Origin of the sequence: Psychroserpens sp. AS72 (assembly GCF_038900375.1) — a bacterium.
In the GTDB taxonomy this organism is placed as follows: Bacteria; Bacteroidota; Bacteroidia; order Flavobacteriales; family Flavobacteriaceae; genus Psychroserpens.
The window spans coordinates 504095-523552 of record NZ_JBBMRC010000002.1; the positions used below are offsets into that span (position 1 = coordinate 504095).

Genomic DNA, 19458 nt, shown 5'->3' on the forward strand with positions numbered 1-19458 from the left:
ACAAAATGCTTAAAGTCAAATTAAATAAGTTATTACTACAGCGCATTTAAGCATTTGAAATTCTATTTAGCTTTAAAATAATTCCATGTTATTTTTAGTCCTTCCCTTACTGTAAACATTGGCTTATAACCTAAAAGAGTATTAGCTTTATCAATATTTGCTAAAGAGTCTCTAACATCACCTTGTCTGTTTGGACCGTAAATGGCTTCAACTTTAGAATTTGCAGAATCCTTAAGTGAATTCCATAAATAGTTTATAGTTATACGTTCTCCACAGGCAATGTTGAACACTTGATTCTTAGCTTTTTCCGAAGCAAAAAAGCCTTTTACATTAGCTTGAACAACATTGTCTATGTATGTAAAGTCTCTTGTTTGCTCACCGTCACCATTAATCTTTGGAGATTCTCCATCTTTTAGTGATTGCATAAACAAAGGAATAACTGCTGCATAAGCACCATCTGGACTTTGTTTTGGACCAAATACGTTAAAGTACCTAAACCCTATCACATCTGTATCATATGTTTTTCCGAAGACATCTGCATAGAGTTCGTTTACATATTTTGTAACTGCATAAGGAGATAAAGGGTTCCCTATATTATCTTCTACTTTTGGTAATGCTTTACTATCTCCATATGTAGAACTTGATGCTGCGTAGACCATTCGTTTTACCGAAGGAGAATCTTTGAGAGCAATCATCATATTTAAAAATCCAGATATGTTAACGGCATTAGTTGTAGCAGGATCATTTATAGATCTAGGTACAGAACCCAAAGCTGCTTGATGAGACACATAGTCCATATCTTTCATAGCATCTTTACAAGTTTGTAAATCTCTAATATCTCCTTCTATAAGCTCAAAAGCTGGATTAGAATGAAACTCTGTTAAGTTATATCTGTGTCCATTTGAAAAATCATCTAAAACACGTACTTTTTTTGCGTTATATTTTAAAAGATATTCTACAAGGTTTGACCCTATAAATCCGCCTCCTCCAGTAATAAGAAATGATAGTTCACTCAAATCCTGATTGTGATATTTGTTTTCGTACATTATAATCTTGCGTCTACTGTGTCTATTGGAAGTAATGATTTAACGTCAAAAATAACGCCAATTTCCGATTTTAATTTTTGTATGTCTATTTTCAAGAATTCGTTATGTGATACCGCTAATACAATAGCATCATAATCTGATTTTAATTGTGATTCTTTTTCTAATAAATCAAACCCATATTCATGCTTAACCTCATCTTTAGAAGCCCAAGGATCAAACACATCAACATTAACATTATATGATTCAAATTCTTCAATAATATCAATAACTCTAGAGTTTCTTATATCAGGGCAGTTTTCTTTGAATGTTATTCCTAAAACAAGCACATTCGAATCTTTAATTCTAGCTCCCTTTTTAATCATCATCTTCACAGTTTCCTGTGCTACATAACCTCCCATACTATCATTCATCTTACGTCCTGCAAGGATAATTTCAGGATTATAACCAGACTCTATTGCTTTTTGAGCTAAATAATAAGGATCTACTCCAATACAATGACCTCCTACTAAACCTGGAGAAAATTTGATGAAATTCCATTTAGTTCCTGCAGCTTCTAAGACAGCTTTAGTGTCTATATCTAATAATCTAAATATTTTAGACAACTCATTTACAAATGCAATATTAATATCTCTTTGAGAATTCTCAATTACTTTAGCTGCTTCAGCAACCTTAATTGAAGGTGCACAATGCGTTCCTGCTGTTATAATAGATTTGTATAAATCATCAACAACTTTGGCTATTTCTGGTGTAGAACCTGAGGTTACTTTTAATATTTTGGTAACCGTGTGTAACTTATCGCCTGGATTAATACGTTCAGGAGAATATCCTGCATAAAAATCTTCATTGTATTTTAATCCAGAATTTTTCTCTAAAATTGGCACACAAATATCTTCTGTTGCTCCTGGATATACTGTAGACTCATAAATAACAATATCTCCTTTCTTTAAACCTTTTGCAACACTTTCACTTGCCTTAATCAAAGGTGTAAATACCGGTCTTTTAAGTTCATCTGTTGGTGTTGGAACAGTGACGATATAAACATTAGAATCTACAATATGATTTGTATCATTAGTTATAAATAATCCAGTTTTAGAATTTGGGTCTAAAGTGAGTACAGACTTTAAATGATCGTCTTCTACTTCTAAAGTTTTATCTATGCCATTATTAAGTTCTTTGATACGTTTTTCATTGATATCAAATCCAATCACCATATATTTCTTAGCAAATTCAACAGCTAGAGGCAACCCTACATATCCTAATCCAAGAATTGTAATTTTTTTATTGGTATTCATTTTCAGTTAAGTATAGATTTAGTAATAAAGTTCAAATCTAAATAAAAACTCCAATTTTGTACGTATTTTTTATTAATTTCAACCTTATCTGCCCAAATAATCGTTCTATTGTAATTTTCAGGGTCAATTTGTTGAGATAAAATATCTTCTTCGTTTTTATATTTTAAAGTAGCAGGTCCTGTAATACCTGGTTTTACTTTTAATATGATTCTATCATCTCCAATTAAAGCATCAGCAAATCCTTGAACATCAGGTCTAGGACCAACAAAACTCATATCTCCGATTAAAACGTTATACAATTGTGGAAGTTCATCAATTTTTGAGTTTCTAAAAAATCGTCCTAATCGAGTAGCACTTTTATTAAGGTGACCTAATACATGGTTTTCTTGCTTAAGCGTTCTTAGTTTATATATTTTGAAATATTTACCATTTTGCCCTACTCTAAGTTGAGAAAAAACACCAAACTCTTTAGTATCTATAGTTGCTAATAAAATTAGAAAAATTAATGGAACAATACAGAAAGGCAAAAGAATAAGGGATAACAATAAATCAAATATTCTTTTGCCAAAAAGTTGCTTTTTAGTAATCAATTTAAATTCGCTTTAGAAAACGTTTTACTCTCTTTAGAATAGATTGATCATCTTGTTCATGATAAGCATTACCATAAACTCCATAACCATATCCATACCCATACCCATAACCATAACCATAATTATGATTGGTTTTATGCTTATAAAAATTCAACACGAAACTTATATTTTTAACTTCTCCAGTTCTATACTTGGCATTGATTAAAGCTAACATCCCTTTCTTTGTGTAATCTAAACGCACCATAAATATGGTAGCATCTGCATATTGCGTAAGCTCAAGCGCATCAGTAACTAAACCCAAAGGAGGTGTATCTAATACAATCATATCATAATCTTGTCTTAGTTGGTCAATCAAAATTTTCATTTGATCACTCATTAATAACTCTGATGGATTTGGAGGTACTGGTCCAGAAGGAACCACATCTAAGTTTTCTACATGTGTAGTAGACTTAACATCTTCAAAGCTACTTTCTCCAATAAGATAATTTACAATTCCTTTATCATTTTCAATATTGAAATCCCCAAATATTTTTGGCTTTCTTAAATCGAGTCCTAACAAAATAGTTTTCTTGCCAGACAGAGCATAAACCGTTGCTATGTTTATAGAACAAAATGTTTTTCCTTCTCCACTTACAGATGACGTTATCATAAGTGTTTTTCCTTCAGTTTTACCTTGTCTTTTATATAGAAACTGAAGACTGGATCGTATAGATCTAAAAGATTCTGCTACTGCCGACTTTGGTTTCTCAAATACAATTAAATTATTTTTATAGTTGTATTTTCCTATTAATCCTAATATTGGAATCTTCGACAACTGCTCCACTTCATCAGATCCATGAATAGTATTATCTAATAAAAACAAACCAAAAATCAAAAACATAGGAACAAAAAAGCCCATCATCAAAGCCATCATATAATTAAGAGACTTGTTAGGGCCAATACGACCTCCTCCTATATCTTTCGCTTCATCGATCACTGTAATATCAGATATATTAGCTGCCTTAACAATAGCCGCCTCACTACGCTTAACCATATAAATGTTGTAAGCTTCTTGACTAATATCTAGCTTTCTTTGAATTTTAAGATATTCTTGTTGATCTTCTGGCAAACCACTAAGTTTAGCTTCTAAATTCGCAATATTTCTATTTAAGGTTGTTAATTGAATTCCTATTGTTTTTTTAGTAGCACCAATGGTTTCAAGAAGTACATTTTTTTCTGCATCAATGCGTCGATCAAGTTCTTTAAATAATCCAGAACTTTCTTTAGTTGTGTACTCTAAGTTTTGGCGTTCTGCAGCCAACTGAATTATTTTACCAACACTAGATAATATATTATTTTCTTGTATTCCTACTGAAGTTGGAGCTGCAATTTCTGTGTAATTGGTTTTTGTATTTAAATAGTTTTCCAAATTATCTAAATAGGCCAATTTTGCTTTTTCTTGCTCTTTGGTTAAATCATAACCTCTTAACTGTCCAGATATTTGTGTGATTTCTTCAGTAACATCAAATACTTTATTCTGTTTTCTGAAATTATTCATTTCATCTCCAAAATCTTTGAGCTTAACGTTTACAGCTGCAAGACTACTATCAATAAACTTTATTGTATTTGTAGCATATAAATTTTTACGTTCTAATTCCGACAAACTTAAGATAGCTGAAGTGGCATTCAAATAATCAACAATTTTATGTTTATTATGTCCAGCGAGTTGCAATCTTAAAACAGAAGATGAAGCTTGAGCAGATGGAGCTATAATAATATTGTCTTGATAGTTTTTAACGATTCTATCAAAATTTGAAAATTCAATAAAATACTCAGATTGTGGCTTAACAATCAAATTAGGCTTAAACACTAATCTACCATTTAAAAAAGGCAAATCTATGACTTCACCACTTTTAAAAGTCTTTTTAAAAACTCCAACAGGCACATTAACTTTTTTAACCAACTGACTACTATATATTTGAGCAGACCTCGTACTGCCTTCAAACTGAGTAAACACTTCAAACTCATTGGCGTTTAAAAACCGAATCCCTACGGGACTCCCTAACAATTGTGGTTTTGTCTTATCAATAATAAATTCAAACGGTGCTTTTTTATAAATATCTTCCTTTCTATATTTACCCTCAACAAGATAATCCATGTAGAACTGAAGTGAATCCACAACTTTTTCATTATGTGTTCTTGTTTTTATTGCAGTTATTATTTTACCAACTTTCCCAGATACGCCTCCCCAATTAAAGGAGATACTAGTATTAGCAGTAAAGAAAGGATTTTGATCATTCTCAACAGAAATTAACGAATCAAGTTTATAGACGTTTTGTTTACGAACATTTATATAATAGGCTACCAAAAGTGCCACACCTATAGATAACAAGACAAATTTCCAAAGGTTAATTATTTTAAATAAATAACCTCTAAAATCAAAACTTACACGACCTGACTCACCAGAGTCATATTCTTCACGAGTATCTTGTTCCATAGTCTATAATCTTGTAAATAATAATATTGTAGTCGTAATTAATGACAATACTGTGGCGATTGTACCAAGTGTTTGAACTGCAGTTGTACCTGTTCCTAAAGATTTTTGCTTTAAAGGCCTCACATATATAATATCATTAGGCTGTATATAATAATAAGGGGATTGCATAACCTTGACATCTGTCAAATCAATACTGTGTATTTTTTGTCCTTGAGGATATTGTCTGATAATCTGTACTTCTTTTTTGTTCCCTGTAACAGGAATTTCACCAACATTAGCTATTGCTTCAAAAATATTGACACGATCTTGAAACAACGTAACAGTACCTGGAGAACCAACTTCTCCATTAGCAGTAAATCGTAATCCTGAAAGTTTAACTGTTATAAAAATATTTGCAGTCTCTTTAAATTGATCTTCTAAAAGTTTTTTCTTTAATGCTGCTTCAATTTCTTCAGTAGTAAAACCTAAAACATTGATTTTACCCAATGATGGTATTCTAATATTACCATGCAAATCAACCGTAAACCCATCAAAATATGCTCGCTCAGCACTAGAAGCATCTAAACTAGCCTCTCCAACAGGATTAAAAATATTTGCATTTTCTTGATCTAAAACTTTTATTCTAACATTAAGAATATCATTAATTTGAACACGGTATGGTTTTAACTGTTCTATCATTACTTGAGTAGAGTCAGTAGTAGTTGATTTATTCTGAAGGTATATCGTATCTTTATGTGGAATACAAGAAGTTGATAACATACATAGTAACAATCCTGTAAGCAATAATAGTCTATTCATTATAATGTTGCTTGTTGCTTCACAAATATAGCTTATCACTATTAATATCAAAACTATTAGTCGTTTTTTTGAGTAATATCACTTTCTTTGTAAAAAATATTCCTTTGAACTATTTAACTGTTGAAAACATATCAAAATCTTATGGCGAATTAGAGCTCTTTAAAGACCTCTCTTTTAGTATCCATAAAGATGATAAAATAGCATTCGTTGCTAAAAATGGAAGTGGAAAAACCTCCATCCTAAATATCCTTTCTGGTGCAGATACTCCAGATTCTGGACAAATTGTAATGCGAAATGGTTTACGAATCTCATTTTTATCGCAAGACCCTCAGTTTGATCCAAAATTAACAATCAACGATACAATTTTTAATTCTGAATCTCCTCAACTAAAAATAATAGAGAATTACGAAAAAGCATTACAAAATCCTGAAGATGCAGAAGCTTACCAAAAAGCGTTTGAGCAAATGGAAATCCATAACGCTTGGGAATTTGAATTGCAGTTTAAACAAATATTATCGCAATTAAACCTCAACAATCTAGAACAGAAAATTAGTACGATGTCTGGCGGACAAATAAAACGTCTCGCCTTAGCACAAGCATTAATTAGCAATCCAGATTTATTAGTACTCGATGAGCCAACGAATCACCTAGATTTAGAAATGATAGAATGGCTAGAACAATATTTTGCTAAAGCACAGTTTACTTTATTTATGGTCACTCACGATCGCTACTTTTTAGAACGTGTATGTAATGAAATCATTGAGTTAGATCATGGTAAAATGTACACCTATAAAGGTAATTACTCTTACTATTTAGAAAATAAAGAAACAAGAATTGCACAAGAACAAGTTGAAACCGGAAAAGCCAAACAACTCTTCAAAAAAGAGTTAGATTGGATGCGTCGCCAACCAAAAGCGAGAACTACAAAATCGAAATCTCGTATTGATGATTTTACAGATATCAAAAAACGAGCGCACCAACGTAGAAACGACCATAAAATTGAATTAGAAATCAATATGGAACGTTTGGGAAGCAAGATTGTAGAGTTTCATAAAGTGTCAAAATCATTTGATGACTTAGTAATTCTAGATGAATTTGAATACACCTTTAAACGTGGTGAACGTATTGGTATCATTGGAAAAAATGGGACTGGAAAATCCACATTTCTAAACATGTTGACAGATGCCTTAGAACCAGACTCTGGTAAAGTTATCGTTGGAGAAACCGTGAAATTTGGATATTACACACAAGGAGGAATACACGTTAAAGAAGGCCAAAAAGTCATTGATGTTATCAAAGAATTTGGTGAGTATATCCCATTAACAAAAGGACGACAAATTAGCGCAAAACAATTGCTAGAACGTTTTCTTTTCGACGGAAAAAAGCAACACGACTACGTAGAAAAATTAAGTGGAGGCGAACAAAAACGACTGTATTTATGTACTGTTTTAATTCAGAATCCTAATTTCTTGATTCTAGATGAGCCAACAAACGATTTAGATATCGTCACCTTAAATATTCTTGAAGATTTTCTATTGGATTTCCCAGGATGTTTACTCGTTGTGTCTCACGATAGATATTTTATGGATAAAATTGTGGACCACCTTTTCGTTTTTAAAGGTCAAGGTGAAGTGCAAGATTTTCCAGGTAATTATACCGATTATCGTGAGTATGAAGCCTCTACTCCTCCTGTAGAAAAAGCAGAAACTTCGACTTCTATTGCTTCGGAAATTCAACAAGACCAAAACAAAGCAGATAAATTAACTTATAACGAACAAAAAGAATACAAAAACCTAGAAAGTAAAATCCGTTCGTTAGAATTAGATAAGAAAAAACTGGAAGCCAAGTTTCTTGACGAGAATTTATCTCAAGACAAAATCACCGATTTATCTCAAAAATTACAAAAAATCATTGACGACATTACAGTAAAAGAAACCCGATGGTTCGAGTTAGCCGAAAAGCTAGGTTTATAAATTGTTGAGTTGTTTTCATTACAATGACTAAAAAATAAAAATCATAACTTTTTAAAGGTGTTTCAAATCATCCAGTACATAAAGTTCTTATTCAAATCTACCAATCAACATGGTGTGCATTCGCCTTTTGTCTATGATTTGGTCACCAAATGTTTTTATAACAGCACTAAATATTCACACTATTCAAGGCTTAAAAACTATCGCAACTCATTATTTAAAAACAAATCCACTATTAAAATAACCGACTTTGGCTCAGGTTCACGCGTCTTTAAATCTAACGAACGACAAATTAGAGCTATTGCAAAAAATTCAGGGACATCTTTAAAACGTGCTAAATTATTATATCGTGTTGTCAATTATTTTAAACCAAAACACACCTTAGAATTAGGAACCTCATTAGGTATCGCAACACAAGCTATGGCTTTAGGTAATTCTGAAAACAGTATTATTTCTGCGGAAGGTTGCCCAAATATTTCAGGATTTACAACCCATAAACTTTCCGAAGAAAACATTAAAAATGCAACGATAAAAACGGGTGAGTTTGAAACCATCATTCCGAAGTTAAAAGAAGAATCTTACGACCTCATATTTTTTGATGGCAACCATAACAAAGCAGCAACAATCAACTACTTTGAGACATTAATTGATAAAACTCACAACGACACAGTGTTTATTTTTGACGATATCTATTGGTCTAAAAACATGTTAGAAGCTTGGGAAATCATCAAAACACATCCAAAAGTTTCTGTAACAATTGATACATTTTTTTGGGGTTTTGTATTCTTTAGAACAGAACAAGTCAAAGAAAATTTTAAGGTTAGAATGTAACATCACGTGCAACTTAGCGTCATATTAAGTATATTGCAATAACCACAATCAAAAGTCATTTTTAAGTATGAGCAACGTCATTGAAATTAGAAATATCATTCGTGATTTCCAGTTAGGTCAAGAAACCGTACACGTTTTAAAAGGTATCGATTTAGATATAGAACTTGGAGATTATGTCGCAATTATGGGACCATCAGGTTCTGGCAAATCGACGCTCATGAACCTTTTGGGTTGTTTAGATACTCCAACTGCAGGTGCATATATCCTCAATGGCAAAGATGTGAGTCAAATGAGTGATGATGAATTAGCCGAAATTAGAAACACCGAAATTGGCTTCGTATTTCAAACCTTCAACCTATTACCAAGAACAACTGCGCTAGACAACGTAGCACTGCCAATGGTTTATGCAGGAAAATCTAAAGCAGAACGCACCAAACGTGCCGAAGAAGTACTAACAGAAGTTGGCCTCGCAGATCGTATGGATCATAGACCTAACCAACTTTCTGGTGGACAACGTCAGCGTGTGGCTGTAGGTCGCGCTTTGGTAAACAAACCTTCTATTATTTTGGCAGATGAACCTACAGGAAATTTAGATTCTAAAACAGGTCATGAAATCATGGCGCTTTTTAATGACATCCATAAAGCTGGAAATACTGTAATCATGGTAACTCATGAAGAAGATATTGCTGCACATGCTCGTCGTGTGATTAGATTACGTGATGGATTGGTAGAGACTGATACTTTGAATTATTAGTTTCTGATTCAGTCACAGTTTTCTATAAATATCAATAACGCTTCAATTAAACTTAAATGTGCAAGCATTCCAGAGTCAACTTTGCACCTCTGCGACTTTGCGAGCATTTTTAAAACCCCTAACTTTGATTCCACAACATGGATAACTGTAAAATGACCCGAACATGTCAAAAGCTTTATCTATTAAGAGAAATTTGTAATAGCTAACAGCATGTGACCGTCAAAAAAAATAAGCATAACACATGAAAATCTACACTAAAACAGGAGACAAAGGCACAACCGCATTATTTGGTGGTACAAGAGTTCCAAAACATCATATTAGAATTGATAGCTACGGAACCGTTGATGAACTCAACTCTCATTTAGGCCTAATTAGAGATCAAGAAATCAATAATCATTACAAAGATGTATTGATTGATGTTCAAGATCGATTATTTACCGTTGGAGCCATTTTGGCCACAGATCCTGAAAAGGCAACGCTTAAAAACGGAAAAGACAGACTTAATATCCCTAAAATTTCCGAAGAAGATATTGAACGTTTAGAAAAAGAAATGGACACCATGAATGAGTCTTTGCCTGAAATGACGCACTTTGTGTTACCAGGAGGACATCAAACCGTGTCATTCTGTCACATAGCACGCTGTGTTTGTAGAAGAGCTGAACGTTTAGCAAGTGCACTTAATGATATAGAACCATTTCAACCCGAAAGTTTAAAATATTTAAACCGTCTTTCTGACTATCTATTTGTATTGGCACGAAAGTTGTCTTATGACTTACAAGCCGATGAAGTAAAATGGATTCCGAAGAAAGAATCATAATATTATACTTTGCAGGATAAAGTCATAGTTCTACTAGGCTTAAAGCATAAAAAACACAAGTTCTTTTAAATTTTTATTTAATTAATTCACTTTTTTCTTGACTTTCTGAACTATAATTTTATTTTTGCAGAAATTTAAAACGCATAACACATGTATTGGACATTAGAATTAGCATCATATTTAAGTGATGCGCCTTGGCCAGCAACTAAAGACGAATTAATTGACTACGCTATTAGAACAGGAGCTCCTTTGGAAGTTGTTGAAAATCTACAAGCGATAGAAGACGAAGGCGACTCTTACGATTCCATCGAGGAAATCTGGTCTGATTATCCAACAGACGAGGATTATCTCTGGAATGAAGATGAATATTAAGTAATTTGTATTTTCAAATTACATTAATTGTAAAATAAAAGTTAAAAAGTCTCATCATGAGGCTTTTTTTGTGCCCAAATTTTAAATATAACTAACACAAATCATATCTTTGAGGTCTAACAATTTTGAAGATACGACGTTATCTAAATAACACATAAATTTAATCAACCTGAACTCGTTTCAGGTTCTCACACAAATGGTTTACCAAAATCATGAGATTCTGAACCAAGTTCAGAATGACGAATCTAAGTTTTTAGATAATTTCATTAAAATAAACAAACACCAATGAGTTTTTTAAATTCAGTATTAAAAGTATTTGTAGGAGATAAATCCAAACAAGATGTTAAGGCACTCTCTCCTATTGTAGATCAAGTAAAAGCATTTGAAAGTGCGCTTGAGCAATTGTCCCACGACGAATTAAGGGCAAAAACAGTAGAATTTAAGGCGAAAATTGCTGAGGCACGCAAACCTCTTCAAGATAAAATTGATCAATTAACAATAGATGCTGAAGCAACTGAAGATATTGATGCAAGAGAAGATATCTACGTAGAAATTGATAAGATTAACGATGAAATCTACACAGTAACAGAAGAAGTTTTGACTACCCTTATGCCAGAAGCCTTTGCTGTGATTAAAGAAACTGCAAAGCGTTTTGTTCATAATACAGAAATTTCAGTAACCGCTAGCGAGTTTGACCGTATCGTTTCTGGTGACAATGATTATGTCACTTTAGATGGTGATAAAGCTATTTGGGCAAATTCTTGGGATGCTGCAGGTAAACCAATTACTTGGGACATGATTCATTATGATGTACAGTTAATTGGTGGTACAGCGATGCATCAAGGTAAAATTGCAGAGATGCAAACTGGTGAAGGTAAAACGTTAGTAGCAACACTTGCGGTATATTTAAATGCATTGGCAGAAAAAGGGGTCCACCTAGTAACCGTAAATGATTACTTAGCAAAGCGTGATAGTGCTTGGATGGCTCCTATTTTTCAATTTCATGGTATGAGTATTGATTGTATTGATTATCACCAACCAAATAGTGAAGCGCGTCGTAAAGCCTACAGAGCAGATATTACTTATGGAACAAACAACGAATTTGGTTTTGATTACCTAAGAGATAACATGGCAAATTCGCCAGATGATTTAGTGCAACGTCCACATCACTACGCAATTATTGATGAGGTCGATTCTGTATTAGTTGATGATGCGAGAACACCATTAATTATTTCTGGACCAATACCACAAGGTGATCGTCATGAATTTACAGAGTTAAAACCTAAGGTTGAGGATTTAGCTAATGTTCAAAGAAAAGAACTTATTAGTGTTTTAGCCGAAGCCAAAAAATTGATTGCAGCAGGTGATACTAAAGAAGGTGGTTTCCTTTTACTGAGAGCTTATCGTGGAATTCCAAAGAATAAAGCGTTAATCAAATTTTTAAGTGAAGACGGAATTAAGACCTTATTACAGAAGACCGAAAACTTCTACATGCAAGATAATAATAGAGAGATGCCAAAAGTTGATGCAGAGCTCTACTACGTTATCGAAGAGAAAAATAATCAGGTTGAATTAACAGATAAAGGTGTTGAATATATCTCCGGAAAAGATAATCCAGATTTCTTTGTCATGCCCGAAATCGGGATGGAAATCTCTAAAATTGAGTCTAAAGGCTTAAGTAAAGAAGAAGAAGCTGATGCAAAAGAAGAGTTGTTTAGAGACTTCGGAATTAAATCTGAACGTATCCACACACTTAACCAATTATTAAAAGCTTACGCATTATTTGAAAAAGACATCCAATACGTTGTGATGGACAATAAAGTAATGATTGTAGATGAGCAAACTGGTCGTATTATGGATGGTCGTCGTTATAGTGACGGTTTACACCAAGCGATTGAAGCTAAAGAAAATGTAAAAATTGAAGATGCAACGCAAACTTTTGCGACTGTAACACTTCAAAATTACTTTAGAATGTATCGTAAACTATCTGGTATGACAGGTACAGCAGTAACTGAAGCTGGAGAATTATGGGAAATCTACAAATTGGATGTGGTTGAAATTCCAACCAACAGACCAATTGCTCGTGATGATAAGCAAGATTTAGTTTATAAAACAAAACGTGAAAAATACAACGCAGTTATTGATGATGTAACAGCATTATCACAAGCTGGTCGTCCAGTACTTATTGGTACAACATCTGTTGAGATTAGCGAGTTATTGGGTAAAATGTTGAGTATTCGTAAGATTCCGCATAATGTCTTAAATGCAAAACAGCACAAAAAAGAGGCAGAAATAGTTGATCAAGCAGGTAGAACTGGACAAGTTACTATTGCTACCAATATGGCAGGACGTGGAACGGATATTAAGTTAACAGATGAAGTAAAAGCAGCTGGAGGTTTAGCTATTGTTGGTACAGAGCGTCATGATTCTCGTCGTGTCGATAGACAGTTACGTGGTCGTGCAGGACGTCAAGGAGATCCAGGAAGTTCACAGTTTTATGTCTCACTAGAAGACAATTTAATGCGTCTATTTGGTAGTGAGCGTATTGCCAAAATGATGGATAAAATGGGACTGCAGGAAGGTGAAGTGATTCAACATTCTATGATTTCAAAATCTATTGAGCGTGCACAGAAAAAAGTTGAGGAAAATCAATTTGGTGTTCGTAAGCGTTTACTAGAATATGATGATGTTATGAATGCGCAACGTGAGGTTGTTTACAAACGTCGTCGTCATGCACTAGAAGGTGATCGTCTTCGTGTGGATTTGGCAAATATGATTTATGATACTTCGGAAGGGATTGCAGAGTCTAACAAAGCTGCAGAAGATTTCAAGAACTTCGAGTTTGAGTTGATTAGATATTTCTCTATGAGTTCGCCGATTTCCGAAGCTGAATTTGGAAAACTTAACGTTCAAGATATTGCTGGTAAAGTATATAAAGCGGCTTTTGAGCATTACAGAGCAAAAATGAAGCGTAACGCAGAATTGGCATTCCCAGTGATTGAGAATGTATATCTTAATCAGCGTGATAAATACAAACGTATTGTTGTGCCTTTTACAGATGGCGTAAAGAATTTACAAGTTGTTACAGATCTTGAAAAAGCATACGAAACGAAAGGAACTCAGTTAATCAATGATTTTGAAAAGAACATTTCATTAGCTATTGTTGATGATGCTTGGAAAACGCATTTACGTAAAATGGATGAGTTAAAACAATCAGTTCAATTAGCGGTTCATGAGCAAAAAGATCCTTTATTAATTTACAAGTTTGAAGCTTTTGAATTATTTAAAGAAATGATTGACCAAGTGAATAAAGATGTGATTTCATTCTTATTTAAAGGAGAATTACCTCAAGAAACTCAAAATAACATCCAAGAAGCAAAAGAACGTAAGCAAGAAAATCTACAAACGCAAAAAGAAGACATCCCAAATATGGATGAACGTGCTGCACAAAGTAGATCTGTAGGTGCTGGAGCGTCTCGTCAACAAGAGGTTGTAGAAACCATTGTACGTGATAAACCAAAAATTGGACGTAATGATCGTGTGACAATTAAACACGTGATGAGTGGTGAGAATAAAACCGTAAAATATAAGCAAGCAGAACCTTTAATCGCAAAAGGCGAATGGGTTTTGATTGAAGAGTAGTTGGTCGTTAAATGACGTTTGGTAGCTTAATCTATTATAAAATTTTAGACTGTCATTCAGAGCGTAGCGAAGAATCTCATATACATATTATTTGTCGTAAATGAAACGACATTTAAAAATCCCGAACTAACGTTCGGGATTTTTTATTTAATACAGTTTCCATTTAAAATAGTTACAAAAAAAATCATATTCAAATTAAACCATTGCAGTAAATAGGTGTCAAAGTATCATATGTTATAAATTGCCCTTAATTTCAATAAACACAAAACGCAATCTGCGTATGACAAGACATATCTACTACTTGGTTTTTATAGTATTTTGCATTAGCTGTAAAGATAATTCTTCTACAGTTGCTGAAACAAATGAGAACCGTTCTGAAGTTAATAATGAGATCGCTGTACATGATTTCAATTCATTAGAACCTTTACTTTACACTGAGTCTAACAAAACATATATCGTGAATTTTTGGGCCATGTGGTGTGCACCTTGCGTTAAAGAATTGCCTTATATACAACAGTATGCCAAAACATATCCTGACACAGAAATCTTATTAGTGAGTTTAGATTTTAAAAAAGATATTGAAACCAAATTAAAGCCTTTCTTAAAAAAACATAATATAACCTCAAAAGTGGTGCTACTAGATGATCCTGATTCTAACACTTGGATTGATAAAATAGATCCAAACTGGTCTGGAGCTATACCATTTACTATCATATTCAATGCTAAAGAACGTGCTTTTTATGAGCGTTCTTTTGAAAGTTTTGAAGATTTAGAAAACGAAGTAACTAACACAATACATAAACCTTTATACAAATATAAATGAAAAGAATAAGCATGTTAATTGCCATAATTGGCCTATCTACAAGCGTACTAGTCTCTTGCAAAAATGAAGCTAGTGACAAGAAAGATTTAACTTCAGAAAATCAACATAAAGATCGAAAAGGTGCACATAGAGATGGAGATCATAAAGGACCTCCTCCAGGTGATAGAAAAGGTCCTCCTAAAGTTGGTAGCCCAGAACAAACCAAACCTTTAGAAGAAATTGGAGGCTACAAGATTGGTGATGTTGCAACAGATTTCAATCTTAAAAACGTAGATGGCTCCATGGTTTCGTTAGCAAGTATAGAGAGTGCTAAAGGTTATATAGTAACGTTTACTTGTAATGAATGTCCGTTTTCAAAATTATATGAAGACCGTTTAATTGCATTGCATAACACCTATGCTTCTCAAGGATATTCTGTAATTGCGATTAATCCTAATAGTCCTGAAAATGAAAAAGAAGGTTATGAAGCGATGCAACAACGTGCAAAAGAAAAAGGATTCCCTTTCGCATATCTAGTTGATGAAGGACAAAAAATCTATCCACAATATGGAGCTGTAAGAACACCTCATGTCTTTTTATTAGACAAAGAATTTAAAGTACAATATATTGGAACTATAGATGATAACGCTAAATCTCCAGAGGACGTGAAAGTGAAATATCTAGAAAATGCTATTAATGCATTACAAAATGGCAAAAAACCAGAACCAAATTTCACTAAAGCCAATGGATGTCCAGTAAAGGCAAGTAGAGCTTAAGACAATATCGTTTAATTAATATTAAAAATCCCGAACTTATGTTTGGGATTTTTTTGTTTGAAATATACGTAGAACTACGTATTGATAATCCAATAAAAAACGAGTAACTTCGTCTAACGACTGATATAAGTCATTTAAACGGACTCATATCATAATAGTTGTGTGCAATCAAAAAAACGGAGTAAATGAAACAAAATTTAACATTAATACTCATTCTATGTATTACCAAACTGATTTTGGGCTGTTCTCAACTGGAAAAGTCTAAAACTGAACAAAAGGAAGCAGAAACCAATATTGAACTAAAAGACAATTGGTACTACCTTAATGGAGAGAAATTCTTTATAAAAGCCATCGGTTACGAAATAGGTGCACGACCAGGACAACATCCTTATGAAGATGAAAAGAAAGATCATTTGGAGTTAATGAAATATGATCTCGATAACATTAAAAAAGGAGGTTATAATACAATAAGAACTTGGAGTCAATTTTCTGAAGCACAATTAAAATTGGTGCAAGAATCGGGTTTAAAACTTATTATGGGTTTAGAAGTTAATCCCGAAGAAGATTATAATGATCCTAAATTTATAAATCATTGCAAGACACAGCTTGAAGATATTTTAAAATATGCACCCAAATATGATTGTATAATTACGTATCTGGTTATTAACGAACCTCAAACAGATCACATTCATAAAGTTTCAGCCAAGGCGTTTAAAGACCTTATGAAAATGATGGTAGATATGATTCATAAGGATCACCCAAATGTACCTGTTACACTTTCTGCAAATGCTATGATTAGCGATTGGATGGATGAAAGTATGTATGATGTATACGCTTATAATTGTTATGGCTACAATGAAGGCCAAACAGCAACAATGGGATTTAGAGATTATATTAAAGGTTTAAATGAATTAAACGGATTAGATAAACCATTTATAATTACTGAATTTGGACATTCAGTATCACCAAAAGGAGGCTTTGGTAGTTTTGGCTCACGAACTTTAAAAGAACAAAGTGAAGGACTTGTCTCTAATTACCGAGATCTGATGGATGCTGGAGCTGTAGGAATGTGCCCATTTTATTATGCTGATGGTTGGTGGAAAGGTGGAGAAAAAAGCATACACAATAAAGACCAACCAGAAGAATGGTTTGGATTTTGGGGTTATAAAGATGTTTACGACAAATATGGTTCACCTCGTCCTGTTTGGTTTGCCATGCGAGATTATATGAAAGGGCTTATTATAAGTCCTAAAAACAGAACAATACACACTAACACAACGACGATACCTTTAGAGTTTTATAATGATGCGACTATTAAAAAAGTAGTTGTGAAAAACCGTGATGAAGTTATCTATTCTAAAAACATTACAAACGCAGGTTATTTTGCAGATCAATTAACAATTAATCCAGTTGGTATGGAAGCAATAGAGCTTGCTTTTGAGTTTTTTGATAGTGAAGATAATAGTGTAAAAAACGAATCTATAATAATTCTGGCTTCTAAAACTGCTATTGAATTGCCCAAATTAACTATAGAAGTCACACCTGAAAAAGATTTAAACGAAAGCAAAAATGCGAGTATCAAAACTAAAATTGAAACTAATGAAAATTTTAAATTAATTAGCGATTTAATAGTTAGTTATAATACACATCTTGGATGGGATGTTGGGCAACAAATATCTGTTTCTATTACAGAGCAATTAGATAAAAAGATAATAACTTCTGAAAGTTCCTTTTTTATTCCAGATAATAGCTGGGTTGTAAATGCATCAGCTGGAATATCTGTTAGGTATGGCAAATTTACCTTTAAAATCCATGACCAAAAAATAATTTACAGAGGTGATTGGGCTAAAGAAATCAGTCGTTAGCATGACAGCACACAACAACATGTATAATTAATTGCTTTGGTCGTTGTTTACTTGGAAAATTCCTTCGGAATTTTCTCGCGTTCGTTTTTGTTTACTAAATTAGGTGCTTAAACCACGTAACTAACCATAAACAAAATGTTAGACGAACTCCTCAAATCCATTCATAATTTAATTTTCAATATTTTTCATTACCTTCATTCCAACTAACTAATTCCAGATTATAATGAAAAACATCCTAGCAACCATCGTAGGCTTGATAGCAGCTTCATTAATCGTTTATCTTTTTGAAACGCTTATAGGTCAAAACCTGTTCCCTTTACCAGAAGGTGCCAACCCAATGGATATGGAGTGGCTAAAAAATAACATGGACCAAATCCCAACTGGTGCAAAAGTCATGGTAGTCATTGGTCATTTTATGGGAATTGTAGTAGGTATGTTTGTTGCAGGATTCATTTCTAAAACGAGTATGGTTCCTGCATATATTGTTGGAGGTTTGATGTTGGCTGCAACTATTTTTAATGTGGCTATGTTGCCAAAAGAGTTATGGTTTAGCATTAGTGATATTGTATTTGCTGTTGTTGGGCTATTAGTTGGAAAGAGTTTGGCTAGTAAACAGATTAGAATTTAAAAAAATAAAACATACACACATGAACCGAGCATTTACTTAACTCTATCATTGAAAAGAGTATTTGATTGCGAACAACATGTGACCTTATAAAACAATAAACATACACACATGAAACATATTATCATCGTATTTATTTTTACAGGACTATTACTATCTTGTAATTCATCAGACAAAACTAATACAGCAACTGAGCGTTCTTCGGAAACGGAAACGACAGAAACCAGCACACCAAAAGAGAGCACTAAAGCGTTAAAGTCAATTGAAACCGATGACGACTTAATAGCTACAGCATTAATGGCTGTTCCAGAAGAAAGTAGATCAGACTGTAAAATTATTGGATATAATATGGCTGGCGAATTTGTAACGCTTAAAGAAGGTACTAACGAATTTATTGTGCTTGCTGATGATCCTAAAAAAAATGGATTTAGTGCAGCATGCTATCATAAAGACCTAGAACCTTTTATGGCAAGAGGACGAGCTTTAAAAGCTGAAGGAAAGACACCAAAAGAAATATTTGAAATCCGTGAAGAAGAAATGAAATCTGGTGCACTTAAAATTACTACAGGAGCAACGTTGCATATTTACTACGGAAAAGAAACAGAATACGATCCTGAAACGTCTAAAGTAGAAGGAGCAAAACTACGCTATGTGGTTTATATGCCTTGGGCAACATCAGAATCTACAGGTTTACCTGAAGCACCTTTTGCTTCTAACCATCCTTGGATTATGAATCCTGGAACACATAGAGCGCACATTATGATTTCTCCTTTAGCTGAAGAAAACAATTAATAGTGTTGTG

16 protein-coding genes are annotated in these 19458 nt (G+C 33.3%); 11 read left to right on the forward strand and 5 right to left on the reverse strand.

Features of this window, described 5'->3' with window-relative positions:
• Positions 1 to 62: 62 nt before the first annotated feature.
• From WNY78_RS05790 to WNY78_RS05810, 5 genes are read right to left on the reverse strand one after another with little or no spacing between them, the layout of a single operon-like run.
• Entirely contained in the window at positions 63 to 1046 is a 984-nt protein-coding gene (locus WNY78_RS05790; protein ID WP_342872245.1) for an SDR family oxidoreductase, read from the reverse strand.
• On the reverse strand, positions 1046 to 2338 hold the full coding sequence (locus tag WNY78_RS05795) for a nucleotide sugar dehydrogenase (protein ID WP_342872246.1): 1293 nt from the start codon (positions 2336 to 2338) through the stop codon (positions 1046 to 1048). The genes WNY78_RS05790 and WNY78_RS05795 overlap by 1 nt, the downstream gene beginning before the upstream one ends.
• Positions 2339 to 2340: 2 nt before the next feature.
• Positions 2341 to 2928, reverse strand: a complete 588-nt coding sequence (locus WNY78_RS05800; protein WP_342872247.1) for a sugar transferase — start codon at positions 2926 to 2928, stop codon at positions 2341 to 2343.
• Between the two features lies 1 nt (position 2929).
• Positions 2930 to 5404 (reverse strand): polysaccharide biosynthesis tyrosine autokinase, encoded by a 2475-nt coding sequence (locus tag WNY78_RS05805; RefSeq protein WP_342872248.1) that lies wholly within the window; start codon positions 5402 to 5404, stop codon positions 2930 to 2932.
• A 3-nt stretch (positions 5405 to 5407) separates the two neighbouring features.
• Positions 5408 to 6202 carry a polysaccharide biosynthesis/export family protein gene (locus WNY78_RS05810; RefSeq protein ID WP_342872249.1) on the reverse strand — a complete coding sequence of 265 codons (795 nt, stop codon included), beginning with the start codon at positions 6200 to 6202 and terminating at the stop codon, positions 5408 to 5410.
• Positions 6203 to 6306: 104 nt separating this feature from the next.
• Between WNY78_RS05810 and WNY78_RS05815 the strand changes: the two genes are divergently transcribed.
• The 11 genes from WNY78_RS05815 to WNY78_RS05865 all read left to right on the forward strand — a co-directional run bounded on the left by WNY78_RS05815 (position 6307) and on the right by WNY78_RS05865 (position 19448).
• The gene (locus tag WNY78_RS05815; RefSeq protein ID WP_342872250.1) at positions 6307 to 8175 is read left to right on the forward strand and encodes an ABC-F family ATP-binding cassette domain-containing protein; all 1869 of its coding nucleotides are present in this window, start codon (positions 6307 to 6309) and stop codon (positions 8173 to 8175) included.
• Positions 8176 to 8232: 57 nt separating this feature from the next.
• Entirely contained in the window at positions 8233 to 9003 is a 771-nt protein-coding gene (locus tag WNY78_RS05820; protein WP_342872251.1) for a class I SAM-dependent methyltransferase, read from the forward strand.
• Between the two features lie 67 nt (positions 9004 to 9070).
• On the forward strand, positions 9071 to 9757 hold the full coding sequence (locus WNY78_RS05825) for an ABC transporter ATP-binding protein (RefSeq protein WP_342872252.1): 687 nt from the start codon (positions 9071 to 9073) through the stop codon (positions 9755 to 9757).
• Between the two features lie 241 nt (positions 9758 to 9998).
• Positions 9999 to 10574: a cob(I)yrinic acid a,c-diamide adenosyltransferase gene (locus WNY78_RS05830; protein ID WP_342872253.1), complete on the forward strand. Its 576-nt coding sequence runs from the start codon at positions 9999 to 10001 to the stop codon at positions 10572 to 10574.
• Positions 10575 to 10724: 150 nt separating this feature from the next.
• Positions 10725 to 10946 carry a DUF2795 domain-containing protein gene (locus WNY78_RS05835; RefSeq protein ID WP_010177336.1) on the forward strand — a complete coding sequence of 74 codons (222 nt, stop codon included), beginning with the start codon at positions 10725 to 10727 and terminating at the stop codon, positions 10944 to 10946.
• Between the two features lie 285 nt (positions 10947 to 11231).
• On the forward strand, positions 11232 to 14588 hold the full coding sequence (secA, locus tag WNY78_RS05840) for a preprotein translocase subunit SecA (protein ID WP_342872254.1): 3357 nt from the start codon (positions 11232 to 11234) through the stop codon (positions 14586 to 14588).
• Between the two features lie 280 nt (positions 14589 to 14868).
• Positions 14869 to 15411, forward strand: coding sequence for a TlpA disulfide reductase family protein (locus WNY78_RS05845; RefSeq protein WP_342872255.1), 543 nt, complete (start codon positions 14869 to 14871; stop codon positions 15409 to 15411).
• On the forward strand, positions 15408 to 16166 hold the full coding sequence (locus tag WNY78_RS05850; RefSeq protein WP_342872256.1) for a thioredoxin family protein: 759 nt from the start codon (positions 15408 to 15410) through the stop codon (positions 16164 to 16166). Before WNY78_RS05845 ends, WNY78_RS05850 begins: the two co-directional genes overlap by 4 nt.
• Positions 16167 to 16351: 185 nt before the next feature.
• The gene (locus tag WNY78_RS05855) at positions 16352 to 18031 is read left to right on the forward strand and encodes a glycoside hydrolase family 2 TIM barrel-domain containing protein (RefSeq protein WP_342872257.1); all 1680 of its coding nucleotides are present in this window, start codon (positions 16352 to 16354) and stop codon (positions 18029 to 18031) included.
• Between the two features lie 223 nt (positions 18032 to 18254).
• The gene (locus tag WNY78_RS05860) at positions 18255 to 18659 is read left to right on the forward strand and encodes a hypothetical protein (protein WP_342872258.1); all 405 of its coding nucleotides are present in this window, start codon (positions 18255 to 18257) and stop codon (positions 18657 to 18659) included.
• Between the two features lie 108 nt (positions 18660 to 18767).
• Positions 18768 to 19448, forward strand: coding sequence for a hypothetical protein (locus WNY78_RS05865; protein ID WP_342872259.1), 681 nt, complete (start codon positions 18768 to 18770; stop codon positions 19446 to 19448).
• The last annotated feature ends 10 nt before the right edge of the window (positions 19449 to 19458 follow it).